At 39.9% G+C, this 18,399-nt stretch carries 17 protein-coding genes; 8 read left to right on the forward strand and 9 right to left on the reverse strand.

The features are described 5' to 3' along the window. Positions 1-2: 2 nt before the first annotated feature. From B2W36_RS19540 to B2W36_RS19565, 6 genes are all read right to left on the reverse strand, one after another. Positions 3-875 (reverse strand): glycosyltransferase family 2 protein, encoded by an 873-nt coding sequence (locus B2W36_RS19540; protein WP_293889306.1) that lies wholly within the window; start codon positions 873-875, stop codon positions 3-5. Then, positions 876-2,336 (reverse strand): lipopolysaccharide biosynthesis protein, encoded by a 1,461-nt coding sequence (locus B2W36_RS19545; protein WP_293889307.1) that lies wholly within the window; start codon positions 2,334-2,336, stop codon positions 876-878. 23 nt (positions 2,337-2,359) lie between these two features. Next, positions 2,360-3,103, reverse strand: a complete 744-nt coding sequence (locus tag B2W36_RS19550; protein WP_046673148.1) for a DeoR/GlpR family DNA-binding transcription regulator — start codon at positions 3,101-3,103, stop codon at positions 2,360-2,362. Between the two features lie 65 nt (positions 3,104-3,168). After that, a complete protein-coding gene (locus B2W36_RS19555) occupies positions 3,169-4,458 on the reverse strand; it encodes a hypothetical protein (RefSeq protein WP_293889308.1) in 1,290 nt (429 codons plus the stop codon). Positions 4,459-4,578: 120 nt separating this feature from the next. After that, a complete protein-coding gene (locus B2W36_RS19560) occupies positions 4,579-5,304 on the reverse strand; it encodes a YebC/PmpR family DNA-binding transcriptional regulator (protein ID WP_209578414.1) in 726 nt (241 codons plus the stop codon). A 2-nt stretch (positions 5,305-5,306) separates the two neighbouring features. After that, positions 5,307-6,254 carry an NAD-dependent epimerase/dehydratase family protein gene (locus B2W36_RS19565; RefSeq protein WP_293889309.1) on the reverse strand — a complete coding sequence of 316 codons (948 nt, stop codon included), beginning with the start codon at positions 6,252-6,254 and terminating at the stop codon, positions 5,307-5,309. 574 nt (positions 6,255-6,828) lie between these two features. Between B2W36_RS19565 and B2W36_RS19570 the strand changes: the two genes are divergently transcribed. Beyond that, positions 6,829-7,818 (forward strand): aspartate-semialdehyde dehydrogenase, encoded by a 990-nt coding sequence (locus B2W36_RS19570; protein ID WP_293889310.1) that lies wholly within the window; start codon positions 6,829-6,831, stop codon positions 7,816-7,818. Between the two features lie 120 nt (positions 7,819-7,938). Here B2W36_RS19570 and def read toward each other — a convergent pair whose 3' ends face one another. Next, the gene (def, locus tag B2W36_RS19575; RefSeq protein ID WP_293889311.1) at positions 7,939-9,165 is read right to left on the reverse strand and encodes a peptide deformylase; all 1,227 of its coding nucleotides are present in this window, start codon (positions 9,163-9,165) and stop codon (positions 7,939-7,941) included. Positions 9,166-9,794: 629 nt separating this feature from the next. Here def and ruvX point away from each other — a divergent pair. Both ruvX and ybeY read left to right on the forward strand, forming a co-directional pair. Continuing rightward, a complete protein-coding gene (gene ruvX / locus B2W36_RS19580; protein WP_209578422.1) occupies positions 9,795-10,208 on the forward strand; it encodes a Holliday junction resolvase RuvX in 414 nt (137 codons plus the stop codon). Between the two features lie 48 nt (positions 10,209-10,256). Next, positions 10,257-10,685, forward strand: a complete 429-nt coding sequence (gene ybeY, locus B2W36_RS19585; protein ID WP_209578424.1) for an rRNA maturation RNase YbeY — start codon at positions 10,257-10,259, stop codon at positions 10,683-10,685. A 141-nt stretch (positions 10,686-10,826) separates the two neighbouring features. Here the strand turns inward: ybeY and B2W36_RS19590 are convergent, their stop codons facing one another. Beyond that, positions 10,827-11,246 (reverse strand): nucleoside-diphosphate kinase, encoded by a 420-nt coding sequence (locus B2W36_RS19590; protein ID WP_209578426.1) that lies wholly within the window; start codon positions 11,244-11,246, stop codon positions 10,827-10,829. Positions 11,247-11,526: 280 nt separating this feature from the next. Here B2W36_RS19590 and B2W36_RS19595 point away from each other — a divergent pair, with 280 nt between their 5' ends. From B2W36_RS19595 to galK, 5 genes are all read left to right on the forward strand, one after another. Beyond that, the gene (locus B2W36_RS19595; RefSeq protein ID WP_209578428.1) at positions 11,527-12,375 is read left to right on the forward strand and encodes a 4-hydroxy-3-methylbut-2-enyl diphosphate reductase; all 849 of its coding nucleotides are present in this window, start codon (positions 11,527-11,529) and stop codon (positions 12,373-12,375) included. A gap of 91 nt (positions 12,376-12,466) precedes the next feature. Continuing rightward, positions 12,467-13,501, forward strand: coding sequence for a ferrochelatase (hemH, locus tag B2W36_RS19600; protein ID WP_293889312.1), 1,035 nt, complete (start codon positions 12,467-12,469; stop codon positions 13,499-13,501). Between the two features lie 12 nt (positions 13,502-13,513). Next, positions 13,514-14,788 (forward strand): metallophosphoesterase, encoded by a 1,275-nt coding sequence (locus B2W36_RS19605; RefSeq protein ID WP_209578431.1) that lies wholly within the window; start codon positions 13,514-13,516, stop codon positions 14,786-14,788. Positions 14,789-14,856: 68 nt separating this feature from the next. After that, on the forward strand, positions 14,857-15,936 hold the full coding sequence (locus tag B2W36_RS19610; protein WP_209578433.1) for a UDP-glucose--hexose-1-phosphate uridylyltransferase: 1,080 nt from the start codon (positions 14,857-14,859) through the stop codon (positions 15,934-15,936). Continuing rightward, positions 15,908-17,059 carry a galactokinase gene (galK, locus tag B2W36_RS19615; RefSeq protein WP_209578434.1) on the forward strand — a complete coding sequence of 384 codons (1,152 nt, stop codon included), beginning with the start codon at positions 15,908-15,910 and terminating at the stop codon, positions 17,057-17,059. The genes B2W36_RS19610 and galK overlap by 29 nt, the downstream gene beginning before the upstream one ends. A gap of 83 nt (positions 17,060-17,142) precedes the next feature. Here galK and B2W36_RS19620 read toward each other — a convergent pair whose 3' ends face one another. Next, positions 17,143-18,333: a trans-sulfuration enzyme family protein gene (locus B2W36_RS19620; protein WP_209578436.1), complete on the reverse strand. Its 1,191-nt coding sequence runs from the start codon at positions 18,331-18,333 to the stop codon at positions 17,143-17,145. Positions 18,334-18,399 lie beyond the last annotated feature (66 nt).

The following is an 18,399-nucleotide window of genomic DNA, read 5'->3' on the forward strand; positions in this document are numbered from 1 at the left end:
TGTCAAAAGATTGTGTTGAATGCTTTCTTGTTGGCCTGACGAGTCCGATAAACAGCACTCGTTTTTCCAAGTAATCTAAAAACAATAGTTAAATAGCTCTTTGCTTCAAAAAGATCTCCTTTAAAAAATGAAGATGCCATTTTCTTTAGGCTTGCCAATACCGCCATCGAAAAAGCTTTTACAAAAGTATAATTGATATTGCAATATTCAGTCAGATGATAGACAAATTCGCTTTTCATAAAAGCTTTGCGGTCTGTTTTGCGTTGCTGCCTATCGTGATAAGCCTTGGCTTCTTCAGCCAGAACAATGTTTAATCCGTAGTAATTGATGCGGTTGGCATAATCCTTATCTTCCCCATAATGAAAAAAGATCGGTGCGAAACCACCGACTTTTCTGATAACTGTGTTGGGGATCAACCAAAAGGCGGCATTGACAAAAGGACAGATCCGATAGGAATTTTTGGTGATGGCATCTTTTGTGTACTCAGCAAAGCCATGGTCCAGTGTGGTTTCTGTACCGTCGTAGTGAATCGGTGAAATAATGCCGATATTGTCTGTATTTACCTTGATTAAATTGGCGAGACAGTTCCGATCCACCCAGGCATCCTGGTTGACCAAAAAAGCATAATCATATTCTTCTTTCAAAATAATTTCGAGGCCTATGTTGTTAGCTTTTCCAAACCCTAAATTTTCAGTACTTTCTATTAACCTTACTGTTGGATAATTTTCTTTGATGATCTGTGTTGTATTATCTGCAGAATTATTATCGATAACTAGAATATCTGTTGGATAAGTCGATGCCACAAGGCTAGGTAAGCACTTGTGGATCCAGGGCTCAAAATTATAAGAAACGATAATCGAGAGTATCTTAGCCATTTATTTTTTTCGGATAACTTTGATGAAATAGTGAGAGAGCTCTAATAGAATACCTGGTTTAAAGATTCTATTAACGATGATGTAGATGCATACAGCAGCTCCAATTGTACTGACAAACCGAAGATAGAGGTTGGCGATGGCTGCGGTGGCATAATGGGCTGCTAAGCAGCTTATCGCTGCCAATAGTGCATAAGCAAAAATATCCCCTAGAAGGTAACGGAATGAATAGTTCATATACGGTTTGGCTGATGCATACCAAACGAATATCCAAAGCGCGTTTAATCCCGAGGTTAATCCAATGAGCAGTTCTAAACCTAATGATTTGCCAAAGAAGAGAATAGCGATTTGGAGCAAACCAAAAATGACTATATTCCGCATATAAACTTGAGGTTTTCCCTTGCTAATGATGAGGTTAGAAAAAACGTTGCTAACAGAATCAAATGCCGCTCCAATACAAAATATTTGAAGAAATATGGCACTTTGCGCCCATTTGTCGGTGATTGCAATCGAAATGAAATCCTGTGCTACAGTGGTTAAACCCAATAACATGGGAAATGCCAAAAAAGCAGTAAAAGAAATCAGTTTGCGAAACACCCTTACTTGCCTGTCTTTATCATCTTCTATCTCCTTTAAAATGGGCTGGGTCACATTATTGACCATATTGGTTAATATATTCTGGGCCATGATGCTCCAGCGGTTTGGATTAACCGTGTAACCTAATTCTTCTGCAGTATAATGGCGTCCTAAGATTGCCGCATAGATATTTTTATTCAGGTTGATAAAGATGTTGGTAACCAGTATTTTACTGCTAAATCCTAAAATGTCACGAATGGGGCGGAAATCGAATTGAAAAGTTGGCCTAAATTTGGAAAAATACCAGAATCCGAGCATATTAAAGCCACTGTAGGATACAATTTGAATAGCGTATGCCCAATAAGCATAATCTTTATAAGCAAGATAAACCCCGACCAAATTGGATACAATAAGTGCAAAAGTGCCCGTAATAACGCGTTCTTTTATTTTTAGATTTCTGAAGAGGTAGGCGTTATGGGCGATACCAAAACTTCCTAGCCAAAAGGACAAGAAGGTAAACCTGCTTAGTTCTATAAGTACTGGTTGATTATAATATAGAGCGATAAGAGGAGCTGCGAAAAATAAGACGATATAGATGAATGTTCCAATCCCGACGCTTGTCCAGAAAACAGCGTTATAATCCTTATGTTCAACCTGCTTTTTATTCACGATACCGTAAACAAACCCACTTTCTTGAAAGGCAGAAGCTAGAACGGAAAAGATAGTGATCATCGCTACTAAACCGTAATCTTCCGCTGTTAGTTTACGGTTTAGAAGGATGCCGAAGCCGAAGCCCAAAAACTGCTGGATGATACTGGCCATACCACCCCATAGCAGTCCTTTTGTTGTTTTTGATTTTAAAGAGTCATTTTTCGTTTGCGATGACATGCTAAATTAAATGAGCGGCAATATTAAAGTATTGCAATTGTATTCGCAAATTCTTTTAGGGAAACATCAGTTGGATTGACATCGGTAATCAAATAGGAAATATCACGTAACGGAACTACTTTCATTTTTTGAACTGAATTAAGTTTTTCCGCAATGCTCAGAATAGCTACCTTTTTCGAGCATTTAATCATAGCGCGTTTGATTTGTACGACCTCCCAGTCCGAGTCAGTAACCCCGTCTTCTACGGAAAGAGAATTTGTTCCCAACAAACAAAGATCGACTTTAAGATCGGCCAATTCATTGGCCACTTGAGCTCCAGAAACAATGTTTGTGTTGCGTGAAAGCTTTCCGCCGACCAAAATGACTTCCAGATTTGGTTTTTCTGCCAGTTCTAATGCAACTAACGGGCTTATAGTGAAAAATGTACACTGAAGGTGATCAGGTATTGTTCTTGCCAATTCGATTAATGTTGTCCCGCCGCCGACTAAGACTGTCATGCCATTTGAGATTAATGTGCTTGCTTTCTTAGCAATTTCTTTTTTTGCTTCCTTGGCATACACATTCCCATCCTGGAAGGGAAATTGAAAAGATTTGGATAATGCTCCACCATAGACTTTTAAAACTTTACCGTTCTCTGCAAGTTCGTTTAAGTCTCGTCTAATTGTATCCTCAGATACATTCAGCTGGACACTTAGATCTGAAGATAAAACTTTGTTATGTAGGTTAATCTGATGTATAATGAATGCTTGTCTTTCTTCCTTTAACATTGGTCTGTGGTTTTTAATCGGAATTTAAAAATTAATTGAAAAAATCACTCTAAATGTAGTGAAAATTATTCTTCCTTTTTGTCAATTTTTGTTAAGCCAGCTTTGAACCTTGGTTTGAAGCCCGTGGGTTTACTGGTTGCAGTTTGCTGTTCGTCAATGCTATGGTTTTCGGGCGCTATTGCCGGAGTTTGCTGTGTGTCTGAATCTTCGTTTTTTTGTTCCGCATTTACGACTTCTTCTGATTTGACTGCGGCTTTCGGTGCGGCCTGCGGCGCTTGTTCGGAAGTTTCTATTTTCGTCACACCTGCTTTAAACCGCGGTTTGAATCCTGTTGGTTTGTTGGCAACAGGTTCTTGGGTATCTGAATTGTTATTTTCTGGTTCAGCGTTTATAGTTGTTTCTGAACTGATTTTATCTATTGATGCGGCCTGCGGCGCTTGTTCGGAAGTTTCTATTTTCGTCACGCCTGCTTTAAACCGTGGTTTGAAGCCTGTAGGCTTGTTGGCAACAGGTTCTTGGGTATCCGGATTGTTATTTTCTGGTTCAGCATTTATAGTTGATTCTGAACTGATTTTATCTATTGGTGCGGCCTGCGGCGCTTGTTCGGAAGTTTCTGTTTTCGTCACCCCCGCTTTAAACCTCGGCTTAAAGCCTGTCGGTTTTGGTGCGGATGGAGTAGCTTTGTCAGTTGTTTCTTCGGATGCAGGAGTAGTTGCTGCTGCGTCAGGAGCTTTAGTGACTCCGGCTTTAAACCTCGGCTTAAATCCTGTTGGTTTTGGTGCCGATGGAGTAGCTTTGTCAGTTGTTTCTTCGGATACAGGAGTAGTTGCTTCTGCGTCAGGAGCTTTAGTGACTCCGGCTTTAAACCTCGGTTTGAATCCTGTTGGTTTTGGCGCCGATGGAGTAGTTTCGTCAGTTGCAGGAGTAGTTGCTGCTGCGTCAGGGGCTTTAGTGACTCCGGCCTTGAATCTCGGCTTAAATCCTGTAGGAGCAGAGGCGGTCTCAGTTTTAGCAGAATCTGGTGCTTCGGTGGTTTTAGCCTCATCAACTGCTGGTGTAATTGTAGCTTTGAATCGAGGTTTGAAGCCCGCGGGTTTTATCGCCTTCGAACCAGAAGTCTCCGTTGGAGTATCAGCCACGGCCTGTTTTACTGCAGGTTTTGCGGCTGGAGTTTCTTCCTCTTTCAGATGGAAGCTTTTTCGAAGCTTATTGAACCAGAACTTCTTGCTGTGGTCAAAGCTTTTTTCTCCCATCGCAGAATAATGTGCTTTGAACTCCTCAAATAAGGGTTTATCTGCAGCTTGTAAAGCTTTTAAATCAATTTTCTTTTTTATGAAAAATTCTTCAAAAGTCATTCTGATACGAGTTTGATTTAGTCTATTACAAATGTAGTAATTTTTCTGACGGGGCTAGACGGTGTTTTAAACAAAAAAGAGCGACGAGCGCTCTTTTTTGTTATTTGACAGATTCCTTAACTATGCCATATTATGGTAAACAGCTTGAACATCATCATCTTCTTCGATTTTATCAATCATCTTTAAGACATCCGCTGCTTGTTCTTCGGTAATATCTGAATGCGATAAGGCGATGCGTTCCAATTTCGCAGATTTCACCTCAATTCCTTTCTCTTCCAGTAATTTTTGCATATTACCAAAGTCTTCAAAAGAAGTTTGAACGACAGCAACATCATTTCCCTCTTCATCAGATTCCACGTATAATTCTTCTAAGCCTCCATCGATCAACTCTAATTCCAACTCTTCTAAGTCCAGTTCTTCTGTTGCAGCAAAACGGAAAATGGATTTGCGGTTAAAAATAAAATCCAGTGATCCTGTTTTTCCCAGTGAACCGCCAGCTTTCGTAAAATAGCTGCGAATGTTTCCTACAGTGCGGTTGGTATTATCTGTCGCAGTTTCAATTAAAACAGGTACACCATGAGGGCCATAGCCTTCGTATACATATTCTTCATAACCCTTGGAATCTTTCTCTGAAGCACGTTTGATTGCAGCTTCAATACGATCCTTGGGCATATTAACAGCCTTGGCATTGTGTATTGCTGTACGAAGTCTGGAGTTGGTTTCGGGATGAGGGCCGCTTTCTTTAACCGCCATAGCGATTTCTTTACCTAAACGTGTAAATTGAACGGCCATTTTGGCCCAGCGTTTGAATTTCCGCTCTTTTCTGAATTCGAAAGCTCTTCCCATTGTTATATTTTGTTTTTAAGATTTTCAATCATGTCGACCGTCATCTTTTGGATGTCAAATTCTGGCGTCCAATTCCAGTCTTTTCTTGCATAGGAGTCATCTAGACTAGCAGGCCATGAATCGGCAATCTGTTGTCTCGGATCGTTCTCTACGTAAGAGATTGCAAAATTAGGAAGAATTTTTTTAATTTCTTGTGCAAGTTCTTTTGGAGTAAATGTGATACCTCCAAGATTATAACTGTGGCGAATGCTTAGTCTTTCTTTTGGTGCATCCATTAATTCGAGTGTACCCCGAATGGCGTCCTCCATGTACAACATCGGTAATGCTGTGTTTTCAGATAGGAAGCAAGCATAGGAACCGGTTTTTAATGCTTCATAAAAAATGTCTACTGCATAATCCGTTGTACCACCTCCTGGTTCTGTTTTCCAAGAAATGATACCGGGATAACGGAGGCTGCGAATATCAAGACCACGGTGTTCTTGATACCATTCTATGAGGCGCTCGCCTGCAAGTTTGCTGATTCCATAAATTGTGTTTGGATCCATTACACAATATTGTTCGGTATTATTTTTGGGAGAATGTGGTCCGAAAACGGCAATTGAGCTTGGCCAAAATATCTTCGAAACTTTATAGCTCACAGCTAAATCAAGAACATTTAATAAGCCATTCATATTCAATTCCCAAGCTTTTTCAGGGTATTTCTCTCCTGTAGCCGAAAGCATAGCCGCTAGTAGGTATACTTGAGTAGGTTTATATTGTTGAAATAATTTCTCAAGTCCATTTTTGTCAAGAACATTAGCGATTTCGAAACTTTCGTCAGGGCTTTTAATCTGTGGTTCTCTAATGTCAGTGGTTACAACATTCTCTGCACCAAACTTTTTGCGCAATGCGATAGCTAATTCTGTGCCGATCTGGCCATTTGCACCAATGATAATAATGCTTTCTTTCATTTGTAAGTTTAATTTATGAAGCTACTACTTTTACCATCTTGAGTGTCCATGCTCAACAGTGTAAAGGAATCGCTCCGCTCATTTGTTCCCATCGATTAGGACAGGATCTAGCCTGACATAATTTACGTTTCATCGTGTAATGAAAATGAAATTTCAACCATGGCGGTTTATGATGCAAATATAAAGGCTTTTCAGTATCTATCAACTGTGGGATGCTGGATGATGTGTGTAAAAAACGTTAATTTATAGACTCTTGGGGCTGTTTTTATGAGATTTTAAACTGTTTCAATCGTTTGTTCTTTTTTTTTGAATAAGCAGCGAAAATTTTTACTTTTTTTGAATTGCTTTAATATTAAATTTTATCGGCTGATCCGTGATGTAGAGATCGTTCTTCGGCAATTAGCGCCAATAAACTCTAAATGTTGTGACATTTTTAGTAGAGGGACTAATATTTTGTTATTTTAATAGTGAAATTGCCGAATATTTTTTAAATTTGAAGAATTCATTCTTCGAGAATCAACTAAAACAAAATCAAATAACAAATTTTATATACACAATTTAAACACAGACAAAAATGAAAGTGGCAGTAGTCGGCGCAACAGGCCTTGTAGGTACTGAAATGCTAACCGTGTTGGCGGCGCGAAATTTCCCAGTAACAGAATTAATTCCGGTAGCTTCAGAGCGTAGTAAGGGTAAGGAAATTGAATTCAAGGGAAAGAAGTATAAGGTGGTTACACCATCTGAGGCTATTGCTTTGAAACCTGATGTTGCGTTATTTTCCGCTGGCGGTGATACATCGAAAGAATTTGCTCCTAAATTTGCTGAAGCTGGAATTACGGTGATCGACAATTCTTCTGCTTGGCGTATGGATCCTACAAAAAAACTGGTGGTTCCGGAAGTAAACGGTGATGTGTTATCTGCTGACGACAAGATTATTGCAAATCCAAACTGTTCGACGATACAAATGGTAGTGGCATTGAAGCCATTACACGATAAATATAAAATTAAGCGTGTGGTAGTTTCGACTTACCAATCTGTGACAGGTACGGGTGTAAAAGCCGTCAACCAATTAATGGATGAGCGTGCCGGAAAAGATGGTGAGAAAGCTTATCCTTATCAGATTGATCTCAATGTAATCCCTCATATTGATGTTTTCCAAGAAAACGGCTATACAAAAGAGGAGATGAAAATGATTCTTGAAACAAATAAAATCATGCGTGATGATTCTATTAAAGTCACTGCAACGACAGTGCGCATTCCTGTAATGGGTGGACACTCTGAGTCGTTGAATATCGAATTTGAAAATGACTTTGATTTGAAAGATGTACGTGCAGCTTTAGCGGCACAAAGCGGTTGTATCGTTGTTGACGATCCATCTTCACTGCAATATCCGATGCCGAAAGATGCACATGGTAGAGATGAAGTGTTTGTAGGACGTATCCGTCGCGATGAATCTCAACCAAATACCCTTAACATGTGGGTAGTAGCGGATAACTTACGTAAAGGTGCTGCAACCAACGCCGTTCAAGTAGCCGAGTTATTAGCTGAAAAAGGATTGATCTAACTCAAGTAGATTCCATAATAAATATGGAGCCCTCATGATGACGTTCATGGGGGCTCTTTTTTATAAGCGATTAATAATTTAGGGCACTTACTGGTTGACTCTGAATCGTGTCCTAAAAGATTACGGCATCAATGTGCTGGGCTTGATAGAAAACTCAATCTTATCATTTAATGGGGAGTATGCTTCTTGACTTTGCTCTTCGAGTCGATCCGGAAACAAGATCCCGAAGAGATGATCGGTTTCGTGTTGAAAAATAACAGCAGTAAAGCCTTCGATATTTTCTTCGATCACTTTCCCTTCTTTATTGATGTATTGCAAGCGGATCGCGTAACTCCTCAATACGTCTTCTTTACGGTTAGGAATAGAAAGGCAACCTTCGGCACCCATACGTTTTAATTTGGAGCGCCATAGAATTTTAGGATTGATATAGAACTCAAAAGGTTGATCTGGTTTGTCAAATCGCTGTACCCAGATTAGATTTTTATTTATACCGATTTGTGGCGCAGCGATGCCTACACCCGGGTGATTGGGATCACGTACCGTCGCAAACATTCTTTTGGAAAGTGATTCAATCAATGGGTCGTTGTATTTGACATCAGTGCTTGTCGCTTTTAAAACTTTCAGATCTTTTTCGTCCGTTGTCTGCAATACACGAAGAATTGCATTTTCACCTCCAGATGAAATGATTTTCTTGTCGGCAGCACTGAATTCCTGGCCTGCATTAAGATTGACCGGCCTTTCGTTTTTTGACTTTTGAAATGCTTTTTCTCCTGCCATAATTTTTGTTTCTAAATTGTTTTCAACTGGGGGAACCGGACAACGGTAACCGTTACTATAAGCGCAATAGGGGTTATATGCTTTGTTAAAATCTATCTCAACGTTGTCTCCTTTTATATCGTCTGTGGATAGATCAATATATCGGCCACCACTATAACTTTCCTGGCCATTTGTTAAATCTAGAAATGGCAAAAATAAATGCTTTTTGTATGCTGGGTTTTGAAATAATGCGACGCTTTGGTAGACATTCAGTACACGTTTTTTACCTTGAAGGATAAATGTTATGATTCCGTATCTTTTGTATTCATTGCTTGTGCCGTCGTAGGTCGGCATCCGAAAAACTGGTTCATCAAACAGAACATCAATTTTGCCCTTGACTTTGTAGCTGACGTCTACAGGAAAGTAATCCAAAAATGCCACTTGATCTGATTTCAATGGGCCATATTGTTCTTTCGCCAATTCAGCGGCTTTTTCTTCACGAAGAGTGGTAATGTATTGCTCGTATTTAGTTTGTGCATGTGTATTCAAGCATAAGGCCAACAGGAAACTGGCTACAAGTGTTCTTTTCATTTGTTTAAATATCTTTCTGTCCGATTTTTATGATTTAATACTGTGCCACTTCTTGCCAACATTAGAATGTGACAAAGCGTAAAGGAAGAGATTATAGTTTCAAAAATCAATATCTTTTGTCGTAGCAAAATCGACAATCAAAGTTATTACTTGATTTCGATTATTCAAAACGTTGTTTTTCATTGTTTAACACCATTGTGCCCAATCTTAATGAGTTGAAATTTGACGTATTCAACCATCCATTTCCATGCAATAGCTGTGTTCATTTGCCCAGTGAGTAAATTTCGCTCTCAAGATCAATGTCTTCAAGCTTAAAATCGTCATTGGGATTTGATGAGGTATACAATGATATAGTAAAGATCTGTATGTTCCTACATTACCTTAGGATTTGTATAGCTATAAGTTAGATTTTAGTTAGGGTTTACTTAGGTTTTACCTATACTATACCTAAACTAACCCTAACTAAACCCTAAACTAAACCTAAGTAAACGTGGAACTAAATAGGACACAAAAGAACGTTATTTTAGTGTAAATAATTTAATCCGATTATGTTAACGTATAAATGGAACTTCATGCATATATCTCCCAATACTCATATCTAAATTGTACTTTTGTAAAAAAACATATCCATGAGACTGATGGCATTTGATTACGGTACAAAACGAATAGGGGTTGCAGTGACCGATCCAATGCAAATTATTGCGACGGCATTGACGACTGTACATCCGGAGGATATCTGGACATTTCTAGCAGCGTATTTACAGACAGAGCAGGTAGAAACTTTTGTTGTCGGCAAGCCGCGTCAGTTGGATGGTACCGACTCTGAATCCGCACAGCATGTTGTCGGTTTTATTCGAAAACTTAAAAAGACTTATCCAGCCATTGCTGTCGCTGAAATAGATGAGCGTTTTACTTCTAAAATGGCTTCTGCAGCGATCGCGCAAAGTGGGAAAAAAAAGAAGGACCGTCAACAGAAAGGGTTGATTGATACCGTGTCTGCAACAATCATTTTGCAAAGCTACATGGATAGCCGCAATTTTTAGATACACAACGACTAATACGTCAAACAAGAATGAATAAAAAATAGAAGGATGAAGAGCATATTATTTTTTACCGAGGATACGGATTTCAAATTAAAAGAAAAGGGAAAGATTCGCCAATGGATTGCTGATGCCATCAAAGGAGAAGGATTTAAACGTGTTGGCGAATTGAGCTTTATCCTTTGCTCGGATGCTTACTTGCTTGAAATCAATAAGCAATATTTAAATCACGACACCTATACTGATATCGTTACTTTTGATTCTTCCGAATATGATGACACTATCGCCGGCGATATTTTTATTAGTGTGGAGCGTATTCAGGAGAATGCTGAAAAGTTTAAGGTTGATGTGCGTGACGAGCTTCACCGGGTTATTATTCATGGTGTCATGCACCTGTGCGGTTATCCCGATAAAAAACCGGCAGATAAAGCCAAGATGACCGCCAAAGAGGATGAGTATCTTGATAAAAGAAACTTTTAAAGATTCCTACGCGGCTTTTTAAACTGCGACTACTGGTATGAGAACGGAATTGAACGCTGGAGCTTGTCGAGAGAGTGGAGGGCAAAACATAAAAAAAGGTCTTTACANNTGTAAAGACCTTTTTTTATGTTGTTCTAAAGATTAAAATCTTTCAAATTGCGAGAAGAAGAAGTTACCCTCGATAGCAGCATTATCATCTGAATCAGATCCATGAATAGCGTTTGCATCGATTGATTTTGCATATTTATTACGGATTGTGCCTTCAGCCGCGTCAGCAGGGTTAGTTGCACCGATCAGTGTACGGAAATCTTCAACAGCATTGTCTTTTTCCAAGATGGCAGCAACGATAGGACCTGAGGTCATAAATTCCACCAATTCACCATAAAAAGGACGCTCTTTGTGTACTGCGTAAAATGCACCAGCTGTCTCTTTAGAAAGTTGAATGTATTTCATTGCGATGATTTTAAAACCACCAGCAATGATATCGTTTAAGATTGCACCGATGTGACCGTTCGCTACAGCGTCAGGTTTGATCATCGTAAAAGTTCTGTTAGTTGCCATTATTTTAATTTTTATGCAAAATTAGATAAATTGCATTTCATATGCAATATCCTTACGATTCATATACACACAATTCTTGATAAACTTAATAGGCTCTTACGGGTGAAATCTTTCTGTTTCACTTCCGATCGCTATTGATGTTTAGATAAATGTTTCTTTCTGATCCGTTACAATTGACTTTTTTTGTGCAGACGGTAACAAGCTTTACATTTTATCGATTGTATAAAAGTAAAAGAACAATTGATCTAAGTTCAATATGAATATGTAACTTTGTGATATTATGGCATTAAATCTAACAGTAGACATCGATAAGGATTCAGGCTTTTGCTTTGGAGTAGTATACGCTATTGATATGGCGGAAGAGATCTTGGAAGAGGATGGTTATCTTTATTGTTTGGGTGATATTGTTCATAATGATGAGGAAGTTGCTCGATTAAAAGCAAAAGGTTTACGAATTATAGATCATGCTGCTCTGCCCACTTTGAGCAATGAAAAGGTATTGATCCGTGCCCACGGTGAAGCGCCAGATACCTATCGTATTGCTTTGCAAAATAATATTACTTTGATAGATGCCTCTTGTCCAGTAGTCCTTAAATTGCAGAACCGTATAAAGACGTCCTTCGATCAAAAGGAGAAGATTTTGATTTTCGGTAAGCATGGACATGCTGAAGTGATTGGTTTACAGGGGCAGACGAATAATGAAGCCTTGGTTTTTCAGGATCTTTCTGAGCTGGATCAAGTCGCGTTGCCATCTTCATTTACGCTATATAGCCAGACAACAAAAAGTGTGGATAAATTTTATGCGATCAAAGACGAGCTTATCAAGCGTGGGTATGAAGTGAAGGCAAATGACACTATTTGTCGCCAGGTCTCCAATCGATATGAAGATCTGGGTGCTTTTGCGAAACAATATGACAAAATCGTTTTTGTGTCAGGCAAAAAATCGTCCAATGGAAAAGTGCTGTTTGAAGTCTGTCAAAACGCAAATCCAGCAAGTTATTTTATTTCTGATCCAGCCGAATTGGATGCATCGGTCTTCGCTGAGAACGATCGTATTGGTATTTGTGGTGCCACTTCAACGCCAATGTGGTTGATGAAAGATGTAAAGGCAACTTTAGAAGCCTTATAAGAGCAATTACCCGTCACAGATATTTCATAATTCCAAGGTTTAGATCCCGGGTGTGTTCTTGGTGTATTCTTTTTGTGTAGCTTTGTAAGCTATGAGCAATAAAGGCAAAAAAGGTATTCTTTTGGTACAATTGGGTACACCTGATAGTCCCACTACTCCTGATGTTAGAAGATATTTAACGGAATTTCTAATGGATTCGCGTGTAATTGATATTCCTTACGTCCAACGAACCTTGTTGGTAAAAGGAATTATAGCACTGACACGTGCTCCGAAATCCGCAAAGGTATACAAATCAATCTGGGATAAAGAAACTGGATCACCTTTGATGCATTATAGTATCTTGCAGCGTGACCTGCTTCAGAAAGCGTTGGGAGATGAGTACCATGTGGAATTGGCGATGCGCTACCAGAATCCATCGATTGAGTCTGCTTTGAAAAATATGGAAGGTCTATTGTTGGAATCTATTCGGGTCATCCCTTTATTCCCTCAATATGCCTCAGCAACATCGGGATCAGTGATAGACCGTGTTATGGAATTGATTCGCAAATGGAATTATTTGCCAGAAATCAGTTTTGTGAGCAATTTTTGTACGAATGATTTAATGGTAGAGACCTACGCAGATCATGCCCGCAGGCATGATTTAGAAAGTTTTGATCATTTTGTTTTTAGTTATCATGGCCTTCCTGTGCGGCAACTTGGAAAAGTTGATCCTACAGGTCAGCTAAAATGTCCCGAATCAGGCTGCGAGTCCTGTAAAGCGACAGTTAATTCATACTGCTATCTTTCTCAATGTTATGCAACAACACGTGCTATTGCTACCAAACTAGGTTTAAGAAAGGAGCAATATTCGCAGTGCTTTCAATCCCGTCTGGGTAAAGAACCCTGGATACAGCCTTATACTTCCGATTTATTGCATGATCTTGCCGCCAAAGGATGTAAGAAATTATTAATTTTCAGTCCTGCCTTTGTGGCAGATTGTATCGAGACCATTGATGAAATTGGCGTGGAATATGCTAATGAATTTAAGCAGTTGGGCGGAGAAGAAGTGTGTTTGGTAGAAAGTCTTAATGATGATCCCAAATGGATTGAATCTTTAAAACAAATGGCACTCAATGCCAAAAATTAAAACAGGTAAAAGATGTTGTTAATAAACGCGTGTGTATTACTCCTATTAGATTTTTATATTTTCTTTGCGCTCCGTGCAACGAAGATTAAGTTCCCCAAAACAAAAGTATTTTCGATCTTGTGGTGGTCTTATTCTGCTTTGCTTCTATTAGGTGTCTTTATCTCCGCAAAATATAGTATTCCTTTAATCGTAAGGTCGGTTATCTTGGTGGCCTTTTTTCTAACGGCGGCATCCAAGATATTTTTCTTTTTGATTTTGTTAATTGATGATATCCGACGTGGTGGTGTATGGGTAAAACGTCTTTTTGCAAGGAAGAAATCAGTCGAGGATTTGGTCGAAGATGCCGGGGACCCTTTACCAGAAAATCCAGTCAAAGGAATTAGCCGATCGGAGTTTTTGACCAAAGCAGGTATTCTAGTTGGCGCCTCGCCCTTGATACCGCTGAGCTGGGGTATTATTTCAGGAGCTTACGATTATCGTGTCAGAAGAGTTCCTTTGTATTTGCCTAATTTGCCGAAGGCATTTCACGGTATGACGATAGCGCAGATATCGGATGTGCACTCTGGATCTTTTTACAATAAGAAAGCTGTCAACGGAGGGATTGATATGCTATTGAAAGAAAAGGCTGATGTGACGTTTTTTACTGGTGATATTGTGAATGCACAAGCTTCCGAAATGCGCGGTTATCAAGATATTTTTGCACGTGTAAAATCTGATTTAGGCGTATTTTCTACACTGGGTAACCATGATTATGGCGACTATTATTATGGTAAAGAAGATTCTCCTGCAAAGCGCAAGAACCTCCAGAATGTGATCGATGTTCATAAAATCATGGGCTGGGATCTTTTAATGGATGAAAATCGTAAAATTAAAGTAGATGGGGAAGAACTTTGTATCGTAGGCGTTCAAAATTGGGGTACAGGCCGTTTTCCGAAGCATGGTGACATTCAGAAAGCTTTAATGGGCACCGAAGAACAGCCTGTTAAGTTATTGTTGTCGCATGATCCTTCTCATTGGCGCGCTCAGGTATTGGACACAGATGTGGATGTGATGTTTGCCGGTCATACGCATGGTATGCAATTTGGCGTCAGGTCTGAAATGTTGCAATGGAGCCCGGTACAATACATCTATAAAGAATGGGCGGGATTGTACCGTGCAAAACAGAATAAACGACTTTATGTCAATGTTGGCTATGGCTTTTTAGGTTATCCGGGACGTGTTGGTATTCTTCCTGAAATTACCATATTCGAATTGTTAAAAGCGCAGGACCCGAAGTTTAAAGCATAAAAAATCCCCTTTGACTTTTCAGTTAATATAGCTATAATTGTGTATTCTGTACACCAGTTATACATGACATGCAATCAACTTTAAACTTTGGGGACTCTCCCCACACACGCGTTAATATTCTTACCGGGGAAAAAGTACTTGTGTCTCCGCATCGTAGTAAAAGACCATGGCAAGGACAAGTGGAGGGTCTTCCGGGAGATAATAGGCCTGAATATGATCCAAAATGTTACTTGTGTCCCACCAATCAACGGGCAGATGGCGATATTAATCCAGATTATAAAGAAAGTTTTGTCTTCGTGAATGATTTTTCTGCTTTACTCCAAGATACAAGCCAGCAAGAATTTAATGAAGATGAATTATTTGTAGCCGAAACCGAAAGAGGAATCTGTAAAGTAATTGCATTCACGCCCCGCCACGACCTCACTCTGCCAGAAATGGATCAAGAGGCAATAAAAGCTGTGGTAGATCTTTGGCAAAAGGAATTTGTGGATCTCTCCAAGGTTGAATGGATCAAATACATTCAGATTTTTGAGAATAAAGGTGCAATTATGGGATGCAGTAACCCACATCCACATGGACAGATTTGGTCACAAAACCATTTGCCTGTAGAAATTCAAAAAGAATGTGTTCAGCAACAGAAGTATTTCGATAAATATCAGCGCACCATCCTGTCAGATTATGTTAAAGCTGAACTAAGTAAGGAAGAACGAATTATCGATGAAAATGATTCATTTGTTTCCTTGGTTCCTTTTTGGGCGGCTTGGCCTTATGAGACGATGATCGTCAGCAAACGGGCTATTCAGAATATTGCTGGCTTTGACGATAAAGAAAAGGCCGATTTTGCGGCTATACTCAAGCTTTTGACGACACGTTACGACAATCTTTTCAAGACATCTTTCCCTTATTCCGCTGGAATGCATCAGGCTCCAGTGAATGACGGCGAACATCCCGAGTGGCATTGGCATATGCACTTCTATCCACCACTGCTGCGTTCTGCAACGGTGAAAAAATTTATGGTCGGCTATGAGATGTTAGCAAACCCCCAACGTGATATTACACCAGAAGTTGCCGCTGAACAGTTGCGAAATTGTTCGACAATACATTATAAATCTAAACAAGATGATAACAAAGGATACAATAGTAAATAAATTTAAAGAGCACTATCAAGAAGAGCCGCTTGTGGTTTCTTCGCCTGGACGCATTAATATTATCGGCGAACATACCGATTACAATGATGGCTTTGTATTGCCTGCAGCGATTGATAAGGCAATTTATGTTGCTGTAAGTAAGCGATCGGATGATACGATCGTATTGTATGCAGAAGACTATCAGGAACGGCACGAGGTGAAAATGGCAGAGATTGCTATTTCGGAAAAACATTGGCCAAACTACATCCTCGGAGTGGTCGATCAGTATCAGAAACGCGGAGCAGTATTAGGTGGATTTAATCTTTATATCGATGGTGATGTGCCGCTAGGAGCAGGCTTGTCATCTTCAGCGGCTGTTGAATGTGCGGTTACCTTGGCCCTCAGCGAATTGTTCAATCTGCAGGTAGAACGACTTGATATTCCCCAGATCGCGCAGAAAGCTGAACATACTTACGCTGGCGTGATGTGTGGTATCATGGACCAGTTTGCGTCTGCTTTTGGTAAAGAAAAAAATGTTATTAAGCTGGATTGCCGTACGTTAGGGTTTGAGTATGTTCCGCTTGATCTGAAAGGATATGAAGTTGTATTATTGAATACCAACGTAAAACATTCATTGGCTTCTACCGCTTACAATACACGCCGAGAGCAGTGCGAGCAGGCCTCTGCGTGGATACAGGAGAAATACCCTGAAGTCAAAAACTTACGTGACGTAACTGTCGAGATGCTGGATGAATTGGTGAAAGAAAAAGATGCCGATATTTACGCTAAAGCAAGCTTTGTTGTCCGTGAGAATGAGCGCGTCGAAAAGTCATGCGATGCACTACGTTCTGGCGATGTTGTTCAGTTGGGGCAATATATTTTCGAAAGCCACGAAGGTTTAAGCAAAGTATATGAAGTCAGTTGTGCGGAACTGGATTATTTAGTGGATTATGTCAAGCAGTTTCCCGAAGTGATCGGAGCCCGAATGATGGGCGGCGGCTTCGGCGGCTGTACGATCAATATCGTTAAAGAAGGTGTATTACCTTCAATTTTGCCAACACTCGAAAAGGAGTACAAACAGAAATTTGATAAAGAACTCTCTGTGATTCAGGTCAGGATTGCGGATGGTACTCGTGTACTGTGATTGGATAGTATTAAAGAGGGGGATAGCAAGTTCATGTTATCCCCCTTTTTTGTTCTCCGCGATAACGATCTAATGGATAGATCCTAGTTAATCTGGTCCAAGGCTTGTTTTAAGTCGGCGATTAAATCATCGATATGTTCGATCCCAACGGAGATGCGTAGCATTCCAAGTGTGATTCCCGAAGCTTCTTTCTGTTCCTTTGTATGATGGCGTCCCCACATACTCGCAGGGTGTACAATAAGGGATTCAACACCACCTAAACTGGCAGCATTGATAAATATGTGCAAGCCATTGATGAGTTTCTGTGCATTTAAAAATGCCTTCTCCTCATCTTTACCATCAACATCGATGCAAAGCATGCCCGAAAAGCCTTTCATTTGTTGGGCTGCAAGCTCATGTTGTGGATGGTTGGCTAATCCAGGGTAACTGACTTTTTTGATTTTTGGATGTTGATCCAAAAATTCGGCCAGCTTCAGCGCATTGGTATTGATCTGTTTGACCCGTAGACTTAGCGTTTTTAATCCGCGTAACAATAACCAGGAGTCAAGCGGTGCAAGTGATGCCCCTAAAGCGACAGACCGTTTCCATACACGCGCAATATAGTCTCGTGTGCCGCACACGATACCTGCAGTGAGATCACTATGTCCACCCAAATATTTCGTAGCGCTATGTACAACGACATCAATTCCAAAATCTGTCGGTGTTTGGTTAATGGGGGAGGCAAAGGTATTATCGACCATGCTCTGAATCCCATGCTTTTTGGCGAGTTCTCCGATCGCTTTTAGATCCGTGATATAGAGATTGGGATTGGATGGAGTCTCTATATATATCAGCTTGGTATTTGTCTGAATAGCTTTTTCAAAAGCTGAAACATCTGTTTGATCCACAGCAGTAACTGTAATGCCATAATCCGTTAAGAACTCCTTAAAGAAAATAGCCGTTCCGGAATAATGTGCATGTTGGGCGACAATATGATCTCCCGATTTAACGATGGCCAATATGGCCGTACTGATCGCTGCCATACCAGTTGCAAATAACAGTGCATCCTCGGTTTTTTCCAACTTCGCTAAGATGGTAGCCACTTGACTATTCGTTGGATTGCCATGGCGATGATAAAAATAAGGATGCTTTGGTTCGGTAGCGGCTTTAATATACTCCATTGGATCTGGGTCGGCAACGTAGGTTGATGTCTGATAAATTGGAGTGGTTACTGCAGATGTCTGGTTGAATTGCTGTCCTTCATGAACGAGGATCGTTTCAGTATTGCTTGTCATGCTAATGGTGTTTATTGATGCTTATGATGCCTTATTCCTCCATAACAAGATTGCTCAATAGCGAGA

It is taken from the genome of Sphingobacterium sp. UBA3549, from assembly GCF_002376635.1.
Classification (GTDB): Bacteria; Bacteroidota; Bacteroidia; order Sphingobacteriales; family Sphingobacteriaceae; genus Sphingobacterium.

Excerpts from the sequence above, each read along its gene's own strand:
- def (WP_293889311.1), bottom strand. The coding sequence starts at position 9,165 with ATGAAAAGAACACTTGTAGCCAGTTTCCTGTTGGCCTTATGCTTGAAT.
- B2W36_RS19620 (WP_209578436.1), bottom strand. The coding sequence starts at position 18,333 with ATGACAAGCAATACTGAAACGATCCTCGTTCATGAAGGACAGCAATTC.
- B2W36_RS19545 (WP_293889307.1), bottom strand. The coding sequence starts at position 2,336 with ATGTCATCGCAAACGAAAAATGACTCTTTAAAATCAAAAACAACAAAA.
- B2W36_RS19570 (WP_293889310.1), top strand. The coding sequence starts at position 6,829 with ATGAAAGTGGCAGTAGTCGGCGCAACAGGCCTTGTAGGTACTGAAATG.
- B2W36_RS19610 (WP_209578433.1), top strand. The coding sequence starts at position 14,857 with ATGCAATCAACTTTAAACTTTGGGGACTCTCCCCACACACGCGTTAAT.
- ruvX (WP_209578422.1), top strand. The coding sequence starts at position 9,795 with ATGAGACTGATGGCATTTGATTACGGTACAAAACGAATAGGGGTTGCA.
- ybeY (WP_209578424.1), top strand. The coding sequence starts at position 10,257 with ATGAAGAGCATATTATTTTTTACCGAGGATACGGATTTCAAATTAAAA.
- B2W36_RS19560 (WP_209578414.1), bottom strand. The coding sequence starts at position 5,304 with ATGGGAAGAGCTTTCGAATTCAGAAAAGAGCGGAAATTCAAACGCTGG.
- hemH (WP_293889312.1), top strand. The coding sequence starts at position 12,467 with ATGAGCAATAAAGGCAAAAAAGGTATTCTTTTGGTACAATTGGGTACA.
- B2W36_RS19605 (WP_209578431.1), top strand. The coding sequence starts at position 13,514 with ATGTTGTTAATAAACGCGTGTGTATTACTCCTATTAGATTTTTATATT.
- B2W36_RS19590 (WP_209578426.1), bottom strand. The coding sequence starts at position 11,246 with ATGGCAACTAACAGAACTTTTACGATGATCAAACCTGACGCTGTAGCG.
- B2W36_RS19555 (WP_293889308.1), bottom strand. The coding sequence starts at position 4,458 with ATGACTTTTGAAGAATTTTTCATAAAAAAGAAAATTGATTTAAAAGCT.
- B2W36_RS19595 (WP_209578428.1), top strand. The coding sequence starts at position 11,527 with ATGGCATTAAATCTAACAGTAGACATCGATAAGGATTCAGGCTTTTGC.
- B2W36_RS19565 (WP_293889309.1), bottom strand. The coding sequence starts at position 6,254 with ATGAAAGAAAGCATTATTATCATTGGTGCAAATGGCCAGATCGGCACA.
- galK (WP_209578434.1), top strand. The coding sequence starts at position 15,908 with ATGATAACAAAGGATACAATAGTAAATAAATTTAAAGAGCACTATCAA.
- B2W36_RS19550 (WP_046673148.1), bottom strand. The coding sequence starts at position 3,103 with ATGTTAAAGGAAGAAAGACAAGCATTCATTATACATCAGATTAACCTA.
- B2W36_RS19540 (WP_293889306.1), bottom strand. The coding sequence starts at position 875 with ATGGCTAAGATACTCTCGATTATCGTTTCTTATAATTTTGAGCCCTGG.